Origin of the sequence: Cutibacterium granulosum (genome assembly GCF_900186975.1) — a bacterium.
In the GTDB taxonomy this organism is placed as follows: Bacteria; Actinomycetota; Actinomycetes; order Propionibacteriales; family Propionibacteriaceae; genus Cutibacterium; species Cutibacterium granulosum.
In genome coordinates, this window is the sequence record NZ_LT906441.1 from 766,691 (window position 1) to 787,290 (window position 20,600).

13 protein-coding genes and 1 tRNA gene are annotated in these 20,600 nt (G+C 65.5%); 5 read left to right on the forward strand and 9 right to left on the reverse strand.

What is annotated here, in order from left to right; all coding sequences use genetic code 11:
* Positions 1–241: 241 nt before the first annotated feature.
* On the forward strand, positions 242–3,604 hold the full coding sequence (locus tag CKV91_RS03200) for a choice-of-anchor M domain-containing protein (protein ID WP_065860813.1): 3,363 nt from the start codon (positions 242–244) through the stop codon (positions 3,602–3,604).
* 158 nt (positions 3,605–3,762) lie between these two features.
* Here CKV91_RS03200 and CKV91_RS03205 read toward each other — a convergent pair whose 3' ends face one another.
* Genes CKV91_RS03205 through CKV91_RS09985 form a run of 5 tightly spaced genes read right to left on the reverse strand, consistent with a single transcriptional unit; the run spans position 3,763 to position 12,218 of the window.
* Positions 3,763–4,644 (reverse strand): anchored repeat-type ABC transporter permease subunit, encoded by an 882-nt coding sequence (locus CKV91_RS03205; RefSeq protein ID WP_021103867.1) that lies wholly within the window; start codon positions 4,642–4,644, stop codon positions 3,763–3,765.
* An 18-nt stretch (positions 4,645–4,662) separates the two neighbouring features.
* Positions 4,663–5,490: an anchored repeat-type ABC transporter ATP-binding subunit gene (locus CKV91_RS03210; protein WP_021106192.1), complete on the reverse strand. Its 828-nt coding sequence runs from the start codon at positions 5,488–5,490 to the stop codon at positions 4,663–4,665.
* The gene (locus tag CKV91_RS03215) at positions 5,483–6,520 is read right to left on the reverse strand and encodes a choice-of-anchor M domain-containing protein (protein WP_095140952.1); all 1,038 of its coding nucleotides are present in this window, start codon (positions 6,518–6,520) and stop codon (positions 5,483–5,485) included. The genes CKV91_RS03210 and CKV91_RS03215 overlap by 8 nt, the downstream gene beginning before the upstream one ends.
* Positions 6,517–8,043 carry an anchored repeat ABC transporter, substrate-binding protein gene (locus CKV91_RS03220; protein ID WP_021103870.1) on the reverse strand — a complete coding sequence of 509 codons (1,527 nt, stop codon included), beginning with the start codon at positions 8,041–8,043 and terminating at the stop codon, positions 6,517–6,519. The genes CKV91_RS03215 and CKV91_RS03220 overlap by 4 nt, the downstream gene beginning before the upstream one ends.
* Positions 8,040–12,218, reverse strand: coding sequence for a TIGR03773 family transporter-associated surface protein (locus CKV91_RS09985; RefSeq protein WP_157738718.1), 4,179 nt, complete (start codon positions 12,216–12,218; stop codon positions 8,040–8,042). The genes CKV91_RS03220 and CKV91_RS09985 overlap by 4 nt, the downstream gene beginning before the upstream one ends.
* 162 nt (positions 12,219–12,380) lie before the next feature.
* Here CKV91_RS09985 and CKV91_RS03230 point away from each other — a divergent pair, with 162 nt between their 5' ends.
* Together CKV91_RS03230 and CKV91_RS03235 are read left to right on the forward strand one after the other, a co-directional pair.
* Positions 12,381–13,535 carry an integrase catalytic subunit gene (locus CKV91_RS03230; RefSeq protein ID WP_021106188.1) on the forward strand — a complete coding sequence of 385 codons (1,155 nt, stop codon included), beginning with the start codon at positions 12,381–12,383 and terminating at the stop codon, positions 13,533–13,535.
* 341 nt (positions 13,536–13,876) lie between these two features.
* Positions 13,877–14,683, forward strand: a complete 807-nt coding sequence (locus CKV91_RS03235) for a HesA/MoeB/ThiF family protein (protein ID WP_051254930.1) — start codon at positions 13,877–13,879, stop codon at positions 14,681–14,683.
* 18 nt (positions 14,684–14,701) lie between these two features.
* Here CKV91_RS03235 and CKV91_RS03240 read toward each other — a convergent pair whose 3' ends face one another.
* Positions 14,702–14,956 carry a type II toxin-antitoxin system Phd/YefM family antitoxin gene (locus CKV91_RS03240; RefSeq protein WP_021106186.1) on the reverse strand — a complete coding sequence of 85 codons (255 nt, stop codon included), beginning with the start codon at positions 14,954–14,956 and terminating at the stop codon, positions 14,702–14,704.
* Between the two features lie 135 nt (positions 14,957–15,091).
* On the opposite strand from CKV91_RS03240, the gene CKV91_RS03245 reads away from it, so the two are divergent.
* On the forward strand, positions 15,092–16,741 hold the full coding sequence (locus CKV91_RS03245) for a histidine-type phosphatase (protein WP_065860811.1): 1,650 nt from the start codon (positions 15,092–15,094) through the stop codon (positions 16,739–16,741).
* 109 nt (positions 16,742–16,850) lie between these two features.
* Here the strand turns inward: CKV91_RS03245 and CKV91_RS03250 are convergent, their stop codons facing one another.
* Entirely contained in the window at positions 16,851–17,507 is a 657-nt protein-coding gene (locus CKV91_RS03250; protein ID WP_157738720.1) for a hypothetical protein, read from the reverse strand.
* A gap of 485 nt (positions 17,508–17,992) precedes the next feature.
* Here CKV91_RS03250 and CKV91_RS03255 point away from each other — a divergent pair, with 485 nt between their 5' ends.
* Positions 17,993–19,429 (forward strand): cell surface protein, encoded by a 1,437-nt coding sequence (locus tag CKV91_RS03255; protein WP_021106182.1) that lies wholly within the window; start codon positions 17,993–17,995, stop codon positions 19,427–19,429.
* 208 nt (positions 19,430–19,637) lie between these two features.
* Here CKV91_RS03255 and CKV91_RS03260 read toward each other — a convergent pair.
* A tRNA-Gly gene (locus CKV91_RS03260) sits at positions 19,638–19,711 on the reverse strand.
* Positions 19,712–19,866: 155 nt separating this feature from the next.
* A complete protein-coding gene (locus tag CKV91_RS03265; protein ID WP_021106181.1) occupies positions 19,867–20,532 on the reverse strand; it encodes an SDR family oxidoreductase in 666 nt (221 codons plus the stop codon).
* Positions 20,533–20,600: the final 68 nt, after the last annotated feature.

Genomic DNA, 20,600 nt, shown 5'->3' on the forward strand with positions numbered 1-20,600 from the left:
TGCCCTGATGCCCGAGTGCAGCTGACCCAGCAATGCAGTTGACTCGGTCGGTGTGCCACGGGCACGCCTCCTGATCGCCCGACGGGATGCACACCGGGAACTTACCGGCTGGGCCGTCCTGCTGTGCTGCATGGGTGCCCACCGAGCAGGATCCGTGTGCGTGTGCCCCGCGGGGGAGTGGACTGACAATCGCCCATCCAATAATATTGAGATCCATTATCACTAAGGGTGGAAGGCGATCATGGTTCAGATGCGACGGATGCTGGGGAGCGTGCTGGCGGCTGGCATGCTGGCTGCTGGTGGGGTGAATCCGACGTTGGCGAGCGCCGGCCCGGATGACTCCAAGACCATCGCGACCCAGGAACATGTCGACTCACCGAAGGTGTTCTGGGACGAGTCGGCCGGAAACTTCGTCCTGCGCACCAACGTGGGTCAGAACCCTCCGCCCATCGAGACGACGGCGTTGTGGGTCGGCAAGGGCTACAACGACGCTGGTCACCAGCAGTACATCCATCCGATCACCAAGGACAATGCGCCGGAGCTTGGCTTTGCTGGCAAACCCGGCGATCTGCTCTACCGGGCTCCGGCCCAGCCTGGTTTCTCCCGCTCACCGATCTGGGCCGGGTTCGGTGCCGACACCAACGTGCCCATCGAACGGTTCCGCGACCAGTCATTCACCCTCGACATGGTGGGATTCGACGGGCCGGGTCGCATGGAGATGTTCAACAACTACGGCACCGAGCACAAGGAGTCCGCCTCGCGTCTGCTCTCCAGCCATGACGTCGGCCTGCGATCCGCCTTCCTCACCGCTGGTTCCCACACCCACAACGACACCACCTTCACCCGCCCCGGCCGCTACGAGATGACGTATCGCGCCAGCGCCCGCGACACCAACGGCACACTCATTCACTCCGCCCCCCAGACCCTCGTCTGGCAGGTCGGTGGCACCAAGCCCAGCGCCGAGGGCCTGGGTGACGTCGCCAAGGCCTACCAGGCGTCGTTGACGACGACCTCGCCGTCCTTCGCCCCCAAACTCAGCCTTGCACCCCATGCGGGGCGTGACAAGGATGGTGACGAACATCTGAGCCAGCTGGAGTTCACCACGGGCGACTCGGCCGATCAGGGTACGGCCATCTTCTACATCGACGGCTACCACCTGGCGGAGGTGCCGGTGAGCAGCGGTCACGCCACTTGGACCGAGATGGTGGGGTCACAGTCGTCGAACTTCCAGGTGGTCTACGTGCCCAGGTCGGGCCACAGCCCACGATGGGTGAGCGCCCCGATCGCCTACACCACCGGCCAGCAGCGGGCACAGACCTCCCAGCCCGGCCAGTTCCCCACCAAGGCCAGCCAGGACCCGGCCCCGGCCTTCGACACCAACGAGCTCACCGATGGATCCGACGAGGCGACGGTCACCTCGAGCGTCAAGGACGGATCGGCCACCGTCACGGTCACTCCGGCCGATCCGCGCATGATCGCCCATGTCAAGGGCGGATTCATCACCAACCCCAAGGACGACATCCCCGACTGTGACGTGGACTTCGTCTCCGGCCCCAACACTCGCAGTGTCCGTGCCGACGTGAGGTACTGCGGTGGCGATGCGACGAGCCTCAAGCTCGACATCACCCCGCTGCCACGCGATCACCGCTCAGCAGCGCACATGGAGGTCTCCGGTGGCCTCAACTCCACGACCCAGGTGCGATGGGGCGAGAACACCGGCGACGTGAGCCCCACATCGGCCCCACCTGCGCCGACCACTCCAGCCCAGCCCGGCCCGACGGATCCCGACGGTCACACGGGTCCTGCGCTGCCCGGCCCGACGGATCCCGCGCGGCCTGCTCCAACGGTTCCCGCACCCACTGGATTCCAGCCCGGTGCCCCCACCGAGCCGGGGCAGGGTGTCAATCCGTCGGACACCAGTCCGGTGACCATCGACCGTGGCCACGTCGACGTCGGGCCCGTCAGCTCCGACGGTGGAGCAACCATGGCCTTGGTCGACGACTCACGAACCCATGCCAGGCAGACCGTCCTGCGTGATCCCGAATCGGTGAGGCTCAGTGTGCCCGATCATGCCAAGCATGTGCGAGGCGATGTGAGCGCAGCTGAGGTGAGGAAGGCTGGACTGTCCGGTCGGCCGGTGTTCCCCGACCACGCATACGACTTCCTCGGTGCAAAGGGCACCCCGGTGTGGGTGCTGCCCCAGAACCAGACCGACGGACTGGTCTGGCCCGGGTTCTCCACCGAGCGGATGCCCACCGAGGACTACCCCGATGGCGTCAATCTCACCCTGACCCCCATCTCGGCTCCGGACAAGGGGGCCTGGTGGGCGTTCACCGCTGGTCTCAGCAACGACGTCACCATGCTCGGATCGTCGGAGAAACCCCACGAGATCGTCAACAAGGCCCCGGCGCACATCCACAACAACTGGGTGTTCACCAAACCCGGCACGTACGTCATCGGGGTGTCGGCCTCCGGCAAGAACGCCTCCGGCCAGTTCAACGTCACACAGAAGAAGATGACGTTCGTCGTGGGTGACGAGGCAGCCACGGCACTGCCAACCCCCGGTGGGGACGCCGCCACGCCGGGTCGGCCGGCCGAGCCGACCCCACCCAGTGCATCGGGCCCCACCGCCTCGGCCCACCCCTCACCGGAGGCGAGTGCCCCCTCGGCCAGCCCCTCGAACCAGTCGAGCAACCCTGCCACACCTGATGGACAGAGCACGCCTGCCACACCCCACGGGCCGAGCACGCCTGCCCCCAGCTCCTCGACGAACACCAAGGTCGTCCTCGACCACGGCCACGTGGACGTCTTCCATGTCGGTTTCACCGGGGGCAAGCTCGACCTCAAGCTCAAGGAGGATGTCACCGGCTCCGGCGTGATCCATGAACCGCAGGATGTCGACCTGCAGGTGAAGGATTCCGCATTCGTCGACGTTCCCCGACAGTTCCCGGGGGCTCCCAGGGCCTACGTGCTTCCCATGACGCAGAATCAGGATCTGCTGTGGCCCGGGTGGGACACCATGAGTACCGGCAAACCGGTCGACCTCGTCGTCGACTCGGTGCAGGGCCCCGGGAAGGTGCACCTGTTCACCACCGACATCTCGGGTACGGCCGTCTCCCAGCTCACCTCGGGAGGCACGGCGCTGCCCGGCACCATCTCCGTGCCGTCGCCGACGCACGTGCACGCCAACTGGGTCTTCACCAAACCCGGCGTCTACACGATGACCGTCCACGCCGCGTCCGGTGTGATGCGATCGGCCACCAAGACCTACACGTGGCGGGTCGGCGGGGACGCCACCGCTGCCCCGTCGTCTGCTTCCGTTGAGCCGTCCGAGTCGGCCAGCCCCTCCGAAGAGCCGTCGACACCTGCCGGTGATGACACGGTGACCCCACTCCCCGATCCGTCGGTGGACCCGGAGGACACCCCCTCGGCCGCCCCGAGCGCCACCCCGAGTGACGAGAAGTCCACTGACCCGGACAACACTGGTGATGAGGCCACGATTCCCGCCACCTCGGAGGCCACGCAGGCTGCCGACAACGCTCCTGCCGCCTCCCACGGCGGTGCCTCTGTCGGCACCGTCGCCCTGCCGCGCACCGGCAACTGATCTTCCTCGCGTTCCCACCTGACGCGGCGAGCCCCAGCCATGTTGGCTGGGGCTCTTCCATGTCTTGCATGTCTGCACCGCCGGACGAGCACGGTTCCGACGCCGGTCTTCATCACCAGGGCTGGCCGGAGCCGGCCCGGCAGAACATGGTGGCTGGTTCAGGAGGCAGCCACCGGGGAGTCCGCGCGACGTCGCAGCCAGGCACCCAGCAGGCCGTGCCTGGGGGCCAGCAGCCAGCTGAGCAGGAACACCACCGTCGCGACGAGGACGATCGTCCCACCGGCCGGCAGGTCGATCGACCACGACAGGTACAGGCCGACGAGGGCACAGACGGCGCCAATGACCGGTGCCAGCACCATCATCGTCGACAACCGATTGGTGAACAGACGAGCCGTGGACGCCGGGGTCACCAGCAGCGCGAGCACCAGAATGTTTCCAATCACCTGCACCGAGATGACGACGGTGAGGGTCACCAGCACGTAGAGCACCAGATCGAGTGCGAAGACCGGCATGTGACTGGCGCGCGCCGTCTCACGGTCCAGGCCGACGGTCACCAGCTCCTTGTGCAGGGCACGCTCGGCGGCGAGGATCAGCGCACCTGCGACGCACACGATGACGATGTCGTCATTGCTGATGCCGGTGATCGACCCGAAGAGGAACTGCTGCAGCGACCCCGAGTACCCAGGGGCTCGGGAGATGATGACGATGCCCAGCGCGAAGGCGCCGGCGAAGAGGATCCCGATGACGGAGTCCTCCTTGAGCCGTCGATTCTGTGAGACGACGGCCACCAGGATCGCGGTCACCAGGCCAGCCACGGCACCTCCCACCAGCAGGGACCCCTGCAGCAGGAAGGCCACCGCCAGGCCGGGGAACACCGAGTGGGCCACCGCGTCACCGATGAAGGCCATGCCACGCAGCACGACGTGCGACCCGATGACTCCGGCAACCATGGAGCAGACCACGGCAACCAGCAGGGCCTTCGGCAGGAAGACCAGCAGTGGGTTGGTGAGGTCGGTGAAAAACTCCCAGGGAGTGAGCATTGATGATTCCTCGTTCTCTCAGGCGGACGTGGCGACGGGTGCCTCCGGTGAGCTGGCGGCACGTCCAGCATGGGAGGGGGCGACGGGTCCGGCGGCGCCAACCGTGGTGAGCAGAGGAGAGTTCTCCGAGATGCCGAAGGTTCTCATCCACATCGCCGGGTCGCGCAACTCCTCGGGGGTGGAGTCGGCGATGACGGTGCGGTTGATGAGACACACCCGGTCGGCGGTGGCCATGGCCTGCACGAGGTCGTGGGTCGTCATGACGAGGGTGGTGCCTTCGCTGGCGAGTCGGCAGAACAGCTCGGTGAGCATCTCCTGGGTGGGCATGTCCACCCCGGTGAACGGCTCGTCAAGCAACAACACCGAGGGGCGGGTCGCCAGGGCACGGGCGATGAGCACCCGCTGCCGCTGACCCCCCGACAACTCCCCGACGGTGCGATCGGCCAGATCGGCCATGTCGGCGATCCGCAGTGCGTCACGCACCGCGACGTGGTCGTCCTTGCCGGGATGACGCAGCCATCCGATGTGGTGGGTGCGTCCACTCATGACGACGTCGGCCACGCTGATCGGGAAGTCCCAGGCGAACTCGTGGCGCTGCGGCACGTAGCCGACGTGACGCCAGCCACGCCCCGGGGCCGCCCCGGCCACCGTGACGGATCCCCTGGCCGGGCGGACGAGCCCCAGCATGGTGCGCAGGATCGTCGTCTTGCCCGCCCCATTGGGCCCCAGCAGGGCCAGCAGGTCGCCCTTGCTGGCGGTGAGGTTGACGTCATGGAGCACCTGCAGGCCGCCCAGGTTGACCGCGAGATTGGTGATCCTGATGGATCCGAGATCGCTGTCACTCATGCGGATTGGCCCCGTTCCCCTTGCTGGCCCCGCCGTCCTGCCACACCTCGTCACGCATTGCGCGGGAACGAGACCGACCGATCAACGCTGCAACGACGATGGCGACGATGACCACTCCGGCGATGATCGCGATGATCGCGCCATGCGACGAGCTGCCGTGTGAGGCGTCGGAGGATGCCGCCGTCGAGTCGGAGCTGGCCGTGGCCGTCGGGGAGTCGGCGATGGTGGCCGAGGCGGAGGCGCCCATCGACCTGGCATCCTGCGCCGAACCCTTGTCGCCGATGACGAACCTCAGCTTGGTGGGGTAGGAGTGCTTGACACCCTTGGCATCCGTGCCACATACCTCCATCGAGATCGTCTGCGCTCCGGGCTCGGAGAACACCCAGTTGGCGTGCACATGGGTGTTGGCTTCCATGTGGACCGGCTGCTGCTCGGACTTCGTGGAGTCGTAGAGCGACATCGGGGCCTCGAACCCATTCTCGATGAACATGTGGGCCTCGCCCGGGCCTTCGTGTCCGGTGAAGACCAGCTTGGCACCGCGGGGGAAGTTCTTGACGATCTCCGGGGCCTGGGTGTTCCATCCCAGCCACACGACCTTCTGGTCCTGGGTCTGCGGAATGACGTAGGCCTTCCTGCCGCGCATGCCACCCAGGAAGGAGTAGGCATCATCGTTCGGTACGTCGATCCGGGACGCGTCGACGACCCTCAGCACCGCGTCGTCGGTGCTGCGCCACACCGGCGGATTGGCGGAGTCGTCACGGGCCAGCAGGACGAACTTGCCGTCGATGAGCCGGGGCCCCACGTCGACATGGCCACGTGTGATCTCGGCAGGGCCCTGGGCCACCTGCTCGTCCTCGGTGACGGTCTGCTTGAGAGCCGGGTCCGGCGGCGGGGTGCCGCCAGACGCCTGGGCAGGTGCAGGTGCGAGGCCGCCGCTCAGGGCGAGGGTCAGGGCAGACAGGGCGGCTGCGCATCGAGCTGCCAACGGGCGATGTTTCTTGGTCATGGATTCCTCCGATGTGAACCTCATCCCAGGCACCGGGCCAGGGAGTCGGCGTCGAATTTCATGAGGTCGATGTAGGTGGTGACGCGATCATCGAAGGTGTCACCGTAGATCGTGCAGACCTGCACGTCGTTCTCGTGCGCCATGGCCACCAGCACCGACGAGGCGCGCAGCACGTTGGGCTCGAGGAACACCGCCGGCACCTTGAGGTCGGAAATGGTCTGGTTGAGCTTGCGACGTTGGGCCATCGACGGCTCCACCCCCGGGTTCGCGGTGACGAATCCGGCGACGTGCATGCCATGTGCCTGGGCCAGGTAGCCGTAGGCGTCGTGACTGGTGATGAGCTGACGATTCCCCTTGGGAATACCCGCGATCCGGCTGTCGACGTAGTGCGAGGTCTGCTCGAGTTTGGCCAGGTAGGCCTTGGTGTTGTCCCGGTAGGTCTGCGCCCCGTCGGGGTCGGCCTTGATGAGGGCGTCACGAATCACCTGAACGTAGGCCTTGGTGTTCTTGATGCTCATCCACAGGTGGGGGTCGATCTCACCGTGGACGTGGGCACCGAGCACCGCCTGGGGCAACTGGTGTATGGAGGCGCCGGGACGTCCCAGGAATCGGAATGCCGGTGAGGGAGGTATCTCGGTGAGTGCTTTCGGCGGCACCCAGATCACCGATTTCTCCGGATCCAGACGTTTCTGGGTACGCACCCCGCCACCCGTCGGGTCGGAGAGGATGAGCATCCTGTCCTGGTCGATGTCGGCCGAGAAGTCGGCGTGCCCCTTGTCGACGACGGTGCGGTCGGCGAGTTCGGGAATGGTGCGTGGATCGGCGCCGACGGCGATCGTCAGGGTCTGCGAACCGATCGAGGTCTCACCCCGGGAAGTCGTGAGGGTGGCAGCGAACCTGGCCCGGTACACGCCGGGCTTGCTGAATGCCCAGGACATGTGGGTGTGGGCGTCGGCGGGAAGCTCCACGTCGTCGCGTTCGTCGACGCCATCGGTGGTCGAGTAGTAGATCTGGGGACGTCCGAAGGTGCCCGTGATGTAGGCAGTGAGATCTCCGGGGCCATCCACCGACTCCAGCCTGAGGTGCACCGAGGAGGAACGGTCGGCCCCATGCGCGGTGCCCTTGCCGATGACGCGCAGACCCAGCCAGACCGTGTCGAGGTTCGCATTCTCGACCAGCGGGATGACCTCGGCCCCGTACTTCTGGGCCTCCTCGGCCAAGGACATGTTGATGGCCCCCTTGGGCAGGGAGGCGTCGATGGTCTTGATGACCGAGTGCGGTTCGAGCATGAGGTAGTTCGACAACGCGACCTTCGAGTACACGACGGTACGTACGTCACGCAGGGATGGTTCGTAGGTGTGCGGGTCGGCGCCGGAGGGAACCAGGGAGGTGACGTCGGCCCGGTCGCCGGCCACATTGCGGGTGAGGTCGGCGAGGATGGGCGTGGTCGTCACCACGGAGAGCTTGTCTTCTTGGGCAGCGGGGGCATGACCGCACCCAGCCAGCAGGCTGAGTGCGGTCATGGCGGCCAACAGGCGTTTTCTCACCCGTGCCGTCTCCTCGCCACCACGGAGGTACCGAGCAGCAGACCGAATCCGCCGAGGGCGACGCCACAGCCCAGGGCCTTGTTGGACCTGGCGGCAATGGTGGCCTCGCGCACCTGGCCGTCCGCGCCGGTTCCGGGCAGACCGTTGAGGTCACACGGCTTGCCGTCCGGGGTGCGCCCCACGACGGTGTAGGCCGGGCTGTCACCCTGTGCCGCATCGCCGTTCTGGGCGGCATCGTCGGCCTTGCCGGAATCACTGGACGGGGCTGCATCTGCCGAGGCGGGGGTCGCTCCCACCGAGGAGGCGACCGCCTTGGCGTCAGTGCCCACCGCGAAGTGCAGGGTGCCAGTGGCGCTGACCTTCTTGCCGGCCTTGGTGGTGGCCGTCTGGGTGACGGTCACGGCGTAGTGACCCGGCTTGGTGAACACCCAGTTCGGGTGGGCGTGGGTGTTCGCCGCAACGGTGTAGCTGGTGGGGCCACCGACGTTGTCGAAGACCCGCTGGCCCACGCCGCCACCGAAGGTGCCAGACATGAACACGGCCATCTTGCCGGGGCCATCCACCTTGTCGAGGTGCATCTGCACCGGGCCGGTGGTGCCGTTGATGATGGACGGATGCATCGTGTTGACGCCGAGCCACGGCACGCCGGGCACCTGGGTGGCGCCGATGAGCCACACCTTGGCACCACTCTTGGCAATGAACTCCATGCCGCCAGGGGCCGTGGTGTTGGCCTTGTCGCCGACCGACATCACGATGCTGGACGGGTTGATCCACTTCGCCGGGGCGGAACGGTCGTCCTTGAGGGCGGAGATGAGCTTGCCCGACTCCAGCTGGACACCCCAGTCGAAGTGACCTTCAGTGGCGATCGAGGCGGCCTGACCAGCCGGAGCGGCCGCCTTGGCAGCCGGGGTGGCGGACTTCTTGGCACCATCACTGGACGCGGGCGAAGCCTTCTTCGTCGCGATCTTCACCGGACGGCAGACTTCCTTCTTCGCAGCCGCGGCTGCGCCGGATGCTGCCTCTGCGGCATCCTGGGAACCATTGGCCGTCTCGCCGTCAGCAGCCGCACCCTCGCCACTGGCCTCGGGTGCGCCGTCCAGCGAGGTGCCCACGGTGTTCAGACCACCCAGTGCTGCGCCACCGGTGTCACCAGCGGACTGGTCCGCAGCCGGTGTCGCGGCCGTGTCACTGGCTGCAGTGCAGCTCTTGGCCTGGGCGATGGCCTTGGACCCCACGGCCCAGGTGTAGGCGTGGGTGGCGGTCTTGACCGTCTTGCCGTAGCGCACCGAGGTGGCGTCGACCGTCATCTCGTAGCGGCCCGGTTTGGTGAACACCCAGTTGGCGTGCACGTGCGAGGGTTCCTTGACCGTGATGGTGCCCGGCAGGGCGGTGGAGCCGCCGTCGAGCAGGGCCTTGGTGCCTGCGAAGGAGTTCTGCGTGAACAGGTGCACCTTGCCCGGGCCCTTGACGTCACGGACGTTGATCTTCACCTCGCTGAAGCCATTGCGCTTGACGTCGAAGGTCTCCCAACCCGGCCACAGCAGGTCGGGGTTCTGCGTGATGGGCAGGACGTATCCCTTGGGGGTACCGGGGTAGCCCTTGGGGATGCTCATGAGTGCGGAGTCCTTGACGGCCAGCAGTACATCCTCGGGGGTGTGAAGCACACCCTCACCGGTGACGTCCTCCTTGACCTTGAGGCTGAGGCCGTTCCTGTCGGCCGAACCGACCTGGAAGACGTCGGAATGCCCGTGGTCGAGCACCAATTTCTTGGAGCAGGGGTTCTTCTTGTCGGCAGGCTTCTTGTCGGCACCGGGCTTGGCGCCGCCGTTCGACTTGCCGTCGGTTCCGGGCTTCTTGTCAGAGTCCCGCTTGGCAGTGGGCTCAGTGCTCGGCTCGGGGGCTGAGTCCTGGCTTGGTCGCGTGGTGGGTGCAGGGCTGGGCCTGGTGCCATCTGTTGGTGATGGGCTCGGTTTGGCAGTCTCGGGCGCAGCTGCCGTGCCCCACGGGGCGGGCAGCTCGGTCTTGTCGCCGACGACCCAGGTGTAGGTGTGCGGCTTGCTCTGGAAGGCCTTGCCATCCTTCTCGGCGCTGGCCTGGACGGTCATGGTGTACACGCCCGGCTTGTTGAACACCCAGTTGGCGTGTTCGTGGGTTGGCTGTTTGACGGTGATGGTACCTGGCAGGGTGGTGGAGTCACCGTCGAGCAAGGAACGCACGTCACCGAGAGTGCCCTGGGAGAACAGGTTGACCGTTCCAGGACCCTTGACGTCACGAACGTTGATCTTGACCTCGCTGAAACCGTTGCGCTTGACGTCGAAGGTCTCCCAGCCCGGCCACAGCAGCCCGGACTTCTGGGTCAACGGCAACACGTAGCCCTTGGGGGCGCCGGGCAGCCCGGAGGGGATGTCGGTCAGTGCGGAGTCCCGTACCTTGAGCAGTACGTTCTCCGGTTCGCGGAGCACACCCTCACCGGTGACGCCCTCCTTGAGCTTGAGGTCGATGCCGCCGTCGGCGGAGGAACCGACTCGGAAGGCATCCAGATGTCCGCGGTCAAGGACGACGTTGCTGCTGTTGGTGCGGGAGTTGTCGGGAACCGGATCAGACTTCGGGGTCGGATCAGGTGTGGGGGCCGGGTCAGCTGGCTTGCTGGGCTCGGGACTCGACTTCGGGTCGGCCGGCTTGCCCTGGTCGGGGTTTGACGAGCCGTTCAGCACATCTCCCTTGCCCTGGCAGGCGTTGGCCACCGCGGCGTCACCGACGGCGTACTGCATCGTGAATGGGACGTAGCGATGCTGTTTCCTGCCATTGGCGTCGGGCTTGCCGTGGATGGTGTAGTAGCCGCTGATTCGGTAGAACCCCGGCTTGGAGAACCACATCTCCATGGGGGTCTTCTCGGCCTTGTTGACGCGCATCACGGTACGCAGACTCGACTCACTGGACGACAGGACGGTCCGGGTCTGCCCATTGGTGGTGTCGACGACGGACACCTTGCCGTCCTGCGGTCCCTCGATCGGGTCCCAGGTGATGTCGGCCTCGCGGAGGTTCGCGAAATCGGTGCCGGTGGTGTCGAGCACCTGGCTCGGCTGGCCGTTCTGCGCCGATGCGGGGATGCGGTGGAACTGGATTCCAGCGGCGAAGATGCCGTTGAACTCGTCGGCTCCGGCCTGCGGGGCTGCTGCCTTGAGGGAGTCGGGCACGTTGATGACGCCGACCTCTCCGTCGATCTGCTTGCCGGAGTCACCCGAGGTGACGCTCATCTTCGGACGAGCGGGCTTCTGCGGGTTGTCGGACTTCCAGTCGGCCTGCCATTCGGCCTTCAAGGTGACGGGACCGCTGGCATGGTGCAGGCACCCTGCCATGGTCGCGGTGGGGTCGAATGCCAGTGGATCGTCGGATCCGGTGTCCTGACCCTTGGCGATGGGGAACTGTTCGGCCGGGGTGGTGATCTCGTGGGCGGGCTGCGTGGAGCCCTTGTCGAGGCCCACCTGCTCGTCGGTGCCGACCAGCCACGAGACGACGGTGGGGTCGGACTCGATGGTCTTTCCGTCGCGGGTCTCCACGGCTGCCTGCCACGTCAGGTTGTAGCGGCCGGGTTGGGAGAAGGCCCAGCTGGTGTGGGTGTGGCTTCCGGGGTGCACGACCTGCCGACGGTGATCGGTGCCGGTCGAGGAGAACAGGTGTGAGACACCGAGGGGATTGACGGTGAAGGCGTTGAACTCGCCGGGACCGTCGACGTCGACCAGGTCCAGGTGCAGCGTCTCGGGCTTGATGCGGTCCATGAGCTCGTCGGGGAAGCTGTGACCGGCACCGAATGCAGCTGCCACCGGGGCCCACTTGTCGCTCTCCCTCTGCGGAGCAGTCCACACGATGTCGCCGGGTTTGCCGAGGAAACCAAATCGGTGATCGTCGGGAACCTTGAGGCGAGATGTCTCCCGGCCGGTCGCGTCGGCGTCTGGCCCGAGGCGGATGTAGACGTCCTTGGCCTCCTTGAGCTCGCTCTCGTTCCACAGGATCTTGATGGTTGGTCTGCCGCTCGCCTGGTCCCACTCCACGTGGGCGACGTCGGCGTGGCCATTGTGCAGGAGCTCCCGATCCGGTGCTGACGCGTTCGCCAGTGACGGGTTGACCGTCATGAACGTCAGCAGGATGGCCAGGAGCGATGCTAACCGCTTCACGGTGCCTCCCTTGTTTTGGCTGGTGACAGCCACATAGTACTGTTCGATAGTGATTATCACTATTGAGTGCGTACCTCACGTACTTTGAGCGCGAGAATGTCCTGCGCCTCGCGCATTTTGAGCTGATCTGGTGGTGTCATGGGAACGAAGGTGTGATGCCGAATGGGCGAACGTGTCGAGGTGACCAGACGACTCCGCCAGGCCTATCGAGGGGCGGCCAAGGCCGAGAAGACGGCGATACTGGACGAGTTCTGCAACCTCACGGGGTTGGCGCGGTCCACGGCCCGGCGTTGCCTGACCGGCCCCGAGGACTCCAAACGCATAGATCATCGCTCCACCCGGGAGCCGAAGTATTCAGCGCAGGCTGCCACCGTGCTGGCCAGGGTGTGGAAGCTCATGGGGTGCCCGTCGGGCAAGTACATGGCTGCCGCGATGGGCCAGTGGTTGGACGCCTTGACTCGGCATGGCGAACTCATCGAGGGACGCCTGGGATACAGCCAAGCGGTCCGCGCCGAACTCGAGCACATGAGTCCGGCCACGATCGACCGCTACCTCAAGGTCGAGCGATCCTGTGTGCGGCTCGAGGGCGGCCCGGCCATCTGCCACGGGAACCTGCTGCGCAACTCGATCACCACTCGTACTGCTGCTGACAAGGCCGAGGGGTACCCGGGATTCTTCGAGATCGACACCGTCGCCCACTGTGGTTCCTCCGTGGCCGGACGTTTTGCCCACACGGTGATCCTCACCGACGTTCACACCGGTTGGGTCCATCTGGAGGTCATGGAAGACGACACGCACGCTCAGATGGTTGCTGGGCTGCAACGAGCCGTTGAGGCCATCCCATTCACCATCTGTGGCCTGGACTGCAGCGCTGCTCCCGGCTTTCCCAACGGGGAGGTCACCGCGTGGGCGAGGAGCCAGGACATTCTTCTCACTCACTCCCGAGCCGGTGCGAGGAACGATCGGCCAACTGCGGATTCCTGGAACGGCCATGCCCTGCGCCGCTGCGGATTCGCCCAACGATGCGACACCGCCTGGCAACGACACACCCTCGCCCAGCTCTGGAAGGCCGTGCGGCTGAAGCTCAACTATTTCACTCCCACCCGCAAGCCCATCGGATGGAGCGATACCGCCGATGGACGACGTCGACGTCGCTACGACACCCCCACCGCGCCTCTTGACCGGCTGCTGGAATCGGGGACGCTCTCCCCGGCACAGCAGGATGAACTCATCACCCATCGCAACGGCATCAATCCTGCGAACCTGACCCGGGAGATTCTGCGCTGCCAGGACCTCCTCCTCAACTCGGCCAGGTGATCTGCCGAGGCTGGCAAGGTTCTCACTGGTGTCGAGGCCTTGGTCGCGGGCACACTGGACCTGGCGACGTGTTCACTTGGCGACTACGTGGATGCTTGGTGACGCGTTGGTACGCCGGGATGGCCGGAAGATGGCCAGAGATTGCGCAATCCTGAGAAGCCGATTCCCGCACGACAATGATCCGCACCAACGATCATCGGCGGGTTCGGGACGTGAGGGGTTCGGGGCATGAGGCTGTGTCGGCATCATCGAGTGGTTGCTGGATCGTGCGAGGGGAGCAGCTTGTGGGCGAGGACAGGTTTTCGGGCGAGGAGCGGCCGACTGGAACGCCAAGCCCGAACATCACTGGTGAGGGCAGCACAGCCTCGGATCGGGGCGAAACCGTCCTCAGCGAGCGGGACCAGGCACGGTATGCCCGACACATCGTGCTGCCCGGGTTCGGGGAGGAGGCACAGCGCAAGCTGCGGGGGAGTCGGGTGCTCGTCGTCGGAGCCGGTGGGCTCGGCTCACCGGTGCTGCTGTATCTGGCTGCCGCCGGGATCGGCCACCTCACCATCATCGACGACGACGTCGTGGACGAGTCGAATTTGCAGCGGCAGGTGATTCATCGTCAGGCCGATGTGGGGCGCCCCAAGGCGTTGTCGGCCAGGGAGGCTGTGCAGCGGCTGGACCCGCAGCTGTCGGCAGAGGCCATGGTGGCTCGTCTGACGGCTGACAATGCGCTCGAGTTGTATGGTGACCATGATCTGGTGCTCGACTGCACCGACAATTTCGCCACGCGATACTTGGCCTCCGACGCTGCCGAGATCACCGGTACGCCGTTGGTCTGGGGCACGATCCTGCAGTACCAGGGGCAGCTCTCGGTGTTCTGGCCGGGGCGCGGGCCGATGCTGCGTGACCTCTTCCCCGAGGTTCCGGCTGCCGACTCGGTGCCATCAGCCGTTGTCGGCGGCACATTCGGGCCAGTCGTCGGTCAGACCGGGTCGATGATGGCCACCGAGGCCGTCAAGGTGCTCACCGGTATCGGAACTCCCGCCGTGGGCAGGCTCGTGCTCCTTGACGCGCTGGGCGTTGGCACTCGAACCCTCAGTTTCGCTCCCGATCCGGATCGGGCACCGGTGACCCGGCTCGTGGACGGTGGCCGGTGAGGGGCGGGGAGATGAACATCAACCCTCGATGAGGTCGTGGGCAATGCCGTGCCCCGATTCGAGTCGCTCGGTGGCATCCAGGAGATGACGGGCATTGGCAGGGGACCGTAGCAGTTCGGCAGTCTCACGTAGGGATTGGTAGCCGGACAGGGAGACGATGACCACTGGCTCGTGGCCGGCACGTGTGATGACGGTCTCCGCATGATTGGTCACGACGTCGTCGAGCACCGCGGCGTCCTGGTTGCAGAAATCAGTGAAACTGAGTGTTTTCATGGATGCCTCCGGCTGCCAATTCTACGGGTGAAGAGGACATCCCTCCAGCCGTTCAAATGGATGTTCATCGCTTGTCACCTGTTGTTCGCTCCTGGCCACTAGGGTAAATCCGCTCGACCATGCGAAGGGGTAGTGATGCGCGTCCCACCGGTTCGGAAATTGCTCATTGGCTCACTGGGAGCGGTACTGGGACTTTCCGCCGTGCCAGCCCAGGCCGTCGACGTGGACAATTCCATGTCGACGAAGACTCCCTATGCGGCTGAGGGGAGCCACTACACGGTTCCGCCGGAGGGTTTCCATGCCGTCAACACCCAGATCGTCGCTCGGCACGGATCGCGTGGCCTGTCCGGTTTCAAGTACGACGCGCTCACCATGAAGGTGTGGCAGAAGGCCCACGAGCTGGGGGCCGGCAAGCCTGCTGGCAAGAACCTCCACCAGCAGACCGAGGCGATGCACGAGGCCAACGAAACCTTGGGGGACGAGGCCACCTGGGCACAGATGGCGGGCCGGGCGCAGCTCACCGACGACGATTTCAAGCGTGGCTACGGCAACCTCACCCCGCTCGGGGCACGCGAACACGAGCAGATGGGCGAGCGACTGGCCCACCGCATGCCCGAGCTCTTCGACGGTGGATCGGGGACGACGGTCGATCTGGTGTCCTCCGGCGAACCGCGGGCCGCCGAGTCCGGTTGGCACTTCCGCTCCGGGCTGCTCAAGGCAGCTCCCCAGGCAGCTGGCAACGTCTCGGAGACGATACGATCCGACACCGCCACCTTGTACTTCCACAAGGACAAGAACAATGCCGACTACAAGACATACAAGAAATACCTCAGCGGCGACCGGGTGAAGAACTACGTCGACTCCGTCTGGAACCAACCGAAATCCAAGAAGTACGCTCGTAGTGTTCTCACCAGGATCTACTCCGAAGATTTCGTCGATCGTCTTGCCGCTGGGGAATGGACCTTTGAAATCCCCTCCGGGAAGAAGATCGACAATGAGGTCGACGCTGCCGTTCAGCTCTACAACCTCTACATCGTGGCCCCGGCCCTGGGCATGGACTTCTCGCAGTACTTCACGCCCGAGGAGGCCAACTGGTTCGCCATGCTCCTGGACGCCGAGGACTACGTCCAGAAAGGCCCCGGATTCACCGGCAGCGACATCTCCTACCGCAACTCCCGTCCGTTGCTCGACGACTTCTTCGCAAGCATCGACCGTCAGAGCGCTGAGCACCCCGATGGTTCGGCAACCCTGCGGTTCGCCCACGCCGAGACGCTGATCCCCTTCGAAGCCCTCATCAAGGCCCCGGGCAGTCAGACGCAGATCACCGCCGGTGACCTTGATTTCTGGAAGGCGACCGACTGGCGCGGTGCCTCGCAGGGGCGAATGGCCGCCAACGTCCAGTGGGACGTCTTCGCCAACGATCAGGGGCAGCAGGTGGTACGGATGCTCCTCAACGAACGCGAAGTGCCGTTCGGCGGAACCTGTCGTGCCATCGGTGACGGATCGGTCTTCTACACTGTGCCCGAACTCAAACGTTGCCTCACCGGGGCGAGTGTCCCGGCCGACTCCTGGCAGGTCGCCACGCCGCAGCAGTCCGGCACCTCCAGCCCGTGGTCCGACGCCAGCACACCCAACAGCCATGCGACGACCTCCCCGGGGCTTCGGGGAGGTACTGCCGGATCCAACGCCCTCGGTTCACGTGGAGCCGAGTCCAGCGTGGTGTCAGGTGGGGCCGCAAGTTCTGCGGATGCTGGACGTCCCGGACTGCCGGCCACGGGAGGCTGAGCCGGTTGTCCTCCCCGACCATGACATCATCTCCGACTCCGAACCGTCGGGGTCGGAGCCGGGGATGCCCCCCGAGACGGAGGAAACTCACGGCGTGGTCGATGCGGTCTTAGCGCACCTCAATGGCCCACGTGAGTGGTTCGGCTTTCTTGACATCGGTCCCGGTGGGGTCTTCGGTGTGTGAGTAGGCGACGACGTATTTCCCCGGGTCGAGATGGTCGTTGAGGGGCAGGTTGTAGTCAATCAGGCACAGTGACACCTGGGCCGACGTCTGCGGTGCGAGACCACCTTGTATCTGAGAACCACCCATCGAGAGGGTGACCCCCTTGAACGTCTCTGAGGTGTCACCTTCGGGGTGGATGGTGAACTCTTCACTGCGTGGTGCAAAAGTCCAGATCGACGTGTTCGAGATCTTCACGGGCAGGCATGTTTCGTTCCCGTTCTTGATCCTTCCATCGCCAAGAGTGAACTCAATGCCGGGGTATCCCAGAGTGTCTCCGCTCTCTCCCTTGGTGGGGGGAAGTTCGGAGGGTTTCAGGTGCAGATTGGAGACGATGGGGGTCGGTTCGGGAGGCTTCTGCATGCCAAGTTCGGTATCGGTGTTTTTCTGGAGACCACCACCGATGAACATTCCTCCGATGAGGGACAAAATGAGGAGCAACGCGTATGCGAGGATCCGTAGGCCCGGCTTGCGGTACCACGGTTGCCCTTGCTGATGGTTGTCCTCCAGCTTGGGGAGCCTGAGCCTCCATTCCGACGTTGACATGGGGATGGTGCTCGCCGGTGACCACTGGGAACCGTTCGGACTTTCCCATCCGTTTCCGGATGGGGTGTTCCACGGTTGGTCCTGGGATGACTGGCTGGGATATGGGTCGCGGCTCCTGGCAGACTGACCATTTGTGTGTTCTTCGCCCCGACGCGAGTCAAGGACGAACGGGTTGTTGGTGTAGGGGGACTGTGGTGACGAGTAGTCCTCTGGACGCCACGTCGGTTGCCATCTGTTGCTGTCATCTGGTTCGGGCCAGTCGTCGTCAGTCACGTGGTCCCCTTCCATGGGTCAGTTCGGCAACATCTTAGCGGTGCATCATGAGTGGTCCATCGCAGGATGTTCGTGTGCTGAGTTGGGTGAGATGACTCCTTGAGGTCACCGGCGGTTCACTCGTGGGGGCTACCCTGCAAAAGGCCTGTGGCTACGGATGGTGGTTGTCGAGCCGTCAATGTCACCGGTCTCGTCGTCGAAAGGTGCTGCCCATGTCCCATGACCACACGTCTTTGCCAGCACGTCTTGCAGCCGTCTCACTGGCTGCCGTGGCGTTCGCCGTGCCCCAGTTCATCTCCGTGTCGAGCTGGGCCGTCTCCTCGCCCGCTCCTGCGGCGACCGCGTCCCCCAGTGAGTCGACCAGCCAGTCCGCCAGCCCGGCATCGGACGCGGTGGCCGAGGCCCAGGCGCAGCTTGATGCCGCGAATGCCAAGCTCGACGAGGCCACGAAGAATCTCACCGCGGCACAGGCCGCTCGTGACAAGGCCGCTGCGCAGAGCGATGCATCGGCCCGGGGCTTCTTCACCTGGCTCGCCATCGATGCCAAGCAGGACGCGGACGCGGTCGTCGACGCCAAGCAGGCCGTGCGGGTGCTCAACGGTGAGGTCGACGGCATCGAGAATACGTACTCGGCGACCGAGATCGGCGCCAGGAACGACGCCACCTCGATCGACAACGTCAAGTCGGCCGTGAAGCTCATCCGCACTGCCAACACGCTGCGTGCCGCCGACGGCCTGGACCCCCTCAAGATCAACAGCGCGCTCATGGCTTCCGCGCAGGTCAACGCCAACGCCCGTCAGGACAATCCGACCCAGGAGATCGACGACTACCTCGGCCTCGGCTGGAAGGAGAACGCGAGCTCCGGGCAGTCCGATCCGCTCGACGGCTGGTACACCCAGCAGAAGAAGCTGTGGGACGCCGGTGACAAGAGCTCCGAGAAGACGGTCAACTACCGCAACCTCAGCGATCCCACGTTGACGCTCACCGGTCTTGGCCTCAACACCGCCGGTGACAAGGCTCCCAGCGCCGATCAGCTCCTCATCCACGCAACGACCCTGCAGTACGGCTACGACGTCGACGCCTACCAGGGCCTCCTGGATCAGTACCTTGCCCAGGCAGTGCCGCAGCTTGCCGATCTGCAGGCCAAGGTCGACGCTGCCCAGGCCGCCGTCGCTGCTGCCAAGAAGGACGTCGCAGACGCCGAGAAGGCCTTGGAGGACGCCCGGCGCGATGCCGACGCGAAGCCCGGTGCGGACGAATCGCCCTCCGCCTCCCCCTCGGCTGCGAGCGAGTCCCCGACCCCGGACCAGACACCCACGCCCGATCAGACCCCGACCCCGGGTGAGCCGTCCGTGACACCCTCGGCAGACGTCACCCCGGGTGAAGACACGCCGTCGGCGCTCCCGTCGACTCCCAGTGCAGGAACCACGTCGGCCGATGTGACGCCCGGCCAGGATGCGGCCTCCCCGTCGGCCTCGAACCAGGCTTCCACCGACGCCACCCCTGGCCAGCAGCCGTCCTCACCCTCTGCTGCCACCGAGAGCGCCTCGTCGGATGACGGCACGGTGCCGCAGGGTGCTGAGAATCCCCGCGAAACCGAGGTGTCGGAAAGCACCGGAACCCCGCGTCTGCCGGCAACGGGCGCGTGATTCACCGGCACGATGATCGTGCCAGCGCAGAGTTCTCTGATCGGTGGGGCACATCTGCCGGATGGTGAAGTGGGGGGTGGTTGCGGGTGACTCGCAGTCGCCCCGCACCGCCGAAACAATGGCTTGGTTGCGCGATGAGCGGGGTCGCGAATCACTGCGTGCTCGTGTTGCGAGGCGAATCCCGTGAATGCACGAATCAGGTGAAAGATGGAGCGGGCGACGGGAATCGAACCCGCGTATCCAGCTTGGGAAGCTGGCGCTCTACCATTGAGCTACGCCCGCATGTCCCCGCGAGGAGACTCGTCACATCATAGCGCATCGTGACTCGTGGGTCACCTCGGATCCCGAGCGCATGATTGTGGCCCCCGGGCAGCGATGGAGCTGGTCGAGGGCCACGTCACAGGCTGGGGGCAGCGTGAGGACTGCCACCAGCGGACTCAGGCGCTGAAGGCCTCGCGGATCGGCGTCTCACCATCGGCGAAGTCGAGCTTGCGACCGATGGTCGAATCCAGCTCCAGGGCAGCCACGATGGCACGGGCCACGTTTCCTCGCGCGGTCCTGCGGTCACCGGTCACCTCTTCGTCCTCCTTGCGCAGGGTGATCCTGCCGCTGGGGTCGTCCAGGGTGAGCGTGCCCGGCCCCAGAATGGTCCAGTCCAGGTCCGACGTGCGAAGGTGCTCATCGGCATGGGCCTTGGCCTCGGCATATGCGAAGAACGAGTCGTCCTCCGGCACACCGTGGTCCAGCTTGGCGCGGTCGTAGGACACCATGACGTAGCGCTTCACCCCAGCCTCGGCAGCCGCCTGCATCGACAGGATCGCCGCGTCCCGGTCGACGGCGTAGGTGCGCTCGGGGGTGGTGCCGCCACCAGCACCGGCGGACCAGACGATGGCGTCCATCCCGGTGAAGGCATCCACGAGCTGCTCGCGGGTGGCGTGCTCGATGTCCAGGACGAGGGGAGTGGCCCCGGCAGCCTGGACGTCCTCCTGCTGCTGCGGGTTGCGAATCATTGCCGTGACGTGGTGGCCGGCGTCGGCCAGCAGCGGCTCTGCACGGAGGGCAACCTTGCCGTGGCCTCCAATGATCATGATGTTCTCAGTCATCTGGAATCCTTTCCGTCTTGATGCCTTCACCCATCTGAACGCGAATGGCTGGACAGATGTTCCCGGAA

What these genes read in the sequence shown, in the direction of transcription:
- CKV91_RS03245 (WP_065860811.1), top strand. Translation starts at nt 15,092, where the DNA reads ATGCGCGTCCCACCGGTTCGGAAATTGCTCATTGGCTCACTGGGAGCG.
- CKV91_RS03230 (WP_021106188.1), top strand. Translation starts at nt 12,381, where the DNA reads ATGGGCGAACGTGTCGAGGTGACCAGACGACTCCGCCAGGCCTATCGA.
- CKV91_RS03265 (WP_021106181.1), bottom strand. Translation starts at nt 20,532, where the DNA reads ATGACTGAGAACATCATGATCATTGGAGGCCACGGCAAGGTTGCCCTC.
- CKV91_RS03215 (WP_095140952.1), bottom strand. Translation starts at nt 6,520, where the DNA reads ATGAGGTTCACATCGGAGGAATCCATGACCAAGAAACATCGCCCGTTG.
- CKV91_RS03205 (WP_021103867.1), bottom strand. Translation starts at nt 4,644, where the DNA reads ATGCTCACTCCCTGGGAGTTTTTCACCGACCTCACCAACCCACTGCTG.
- CKV91_RS03200 (WP_065860813.1), top strand. Translation starts at nt 242, where the DNA reads ATGGTTCAGATGCGACGGATGCTGGGGAGCGTGCTGGCGGCTGGCATG.
- CKV91_RS03240 (WP_021106186.1), bottom strand. Translation starts at nt 14,956, where the DNA reads ATGAAAACACTCAGTTTCACTGATTTCTGCAACCAGGACGCCGCGGTG.
- CKV91_RS03210 (WP_021106192.1), bottom strand. Translation starts at nt 5,490, where the DNA reads ATGAGTGACAGCGATCTCGGATCCATCAGGATCACCAATCTCGCGGTC.
- CKV91_RS03250 (WP_157738720.1), bottom strand. Translation starts at nt 17,507, where the DNA reads ATGTCAACGTCGGAATGGAGGCTCAGGCTCCCCAAGCTGGAGGACAAC.
- CKV91_RS03255 (WP_021106182.1), top strand. Translation starts at nt 17,993, where the DNA reads ATGTCCCATGACCACACGTCTTTGCCAGCACGTCTTGCAGCCGTCTCA.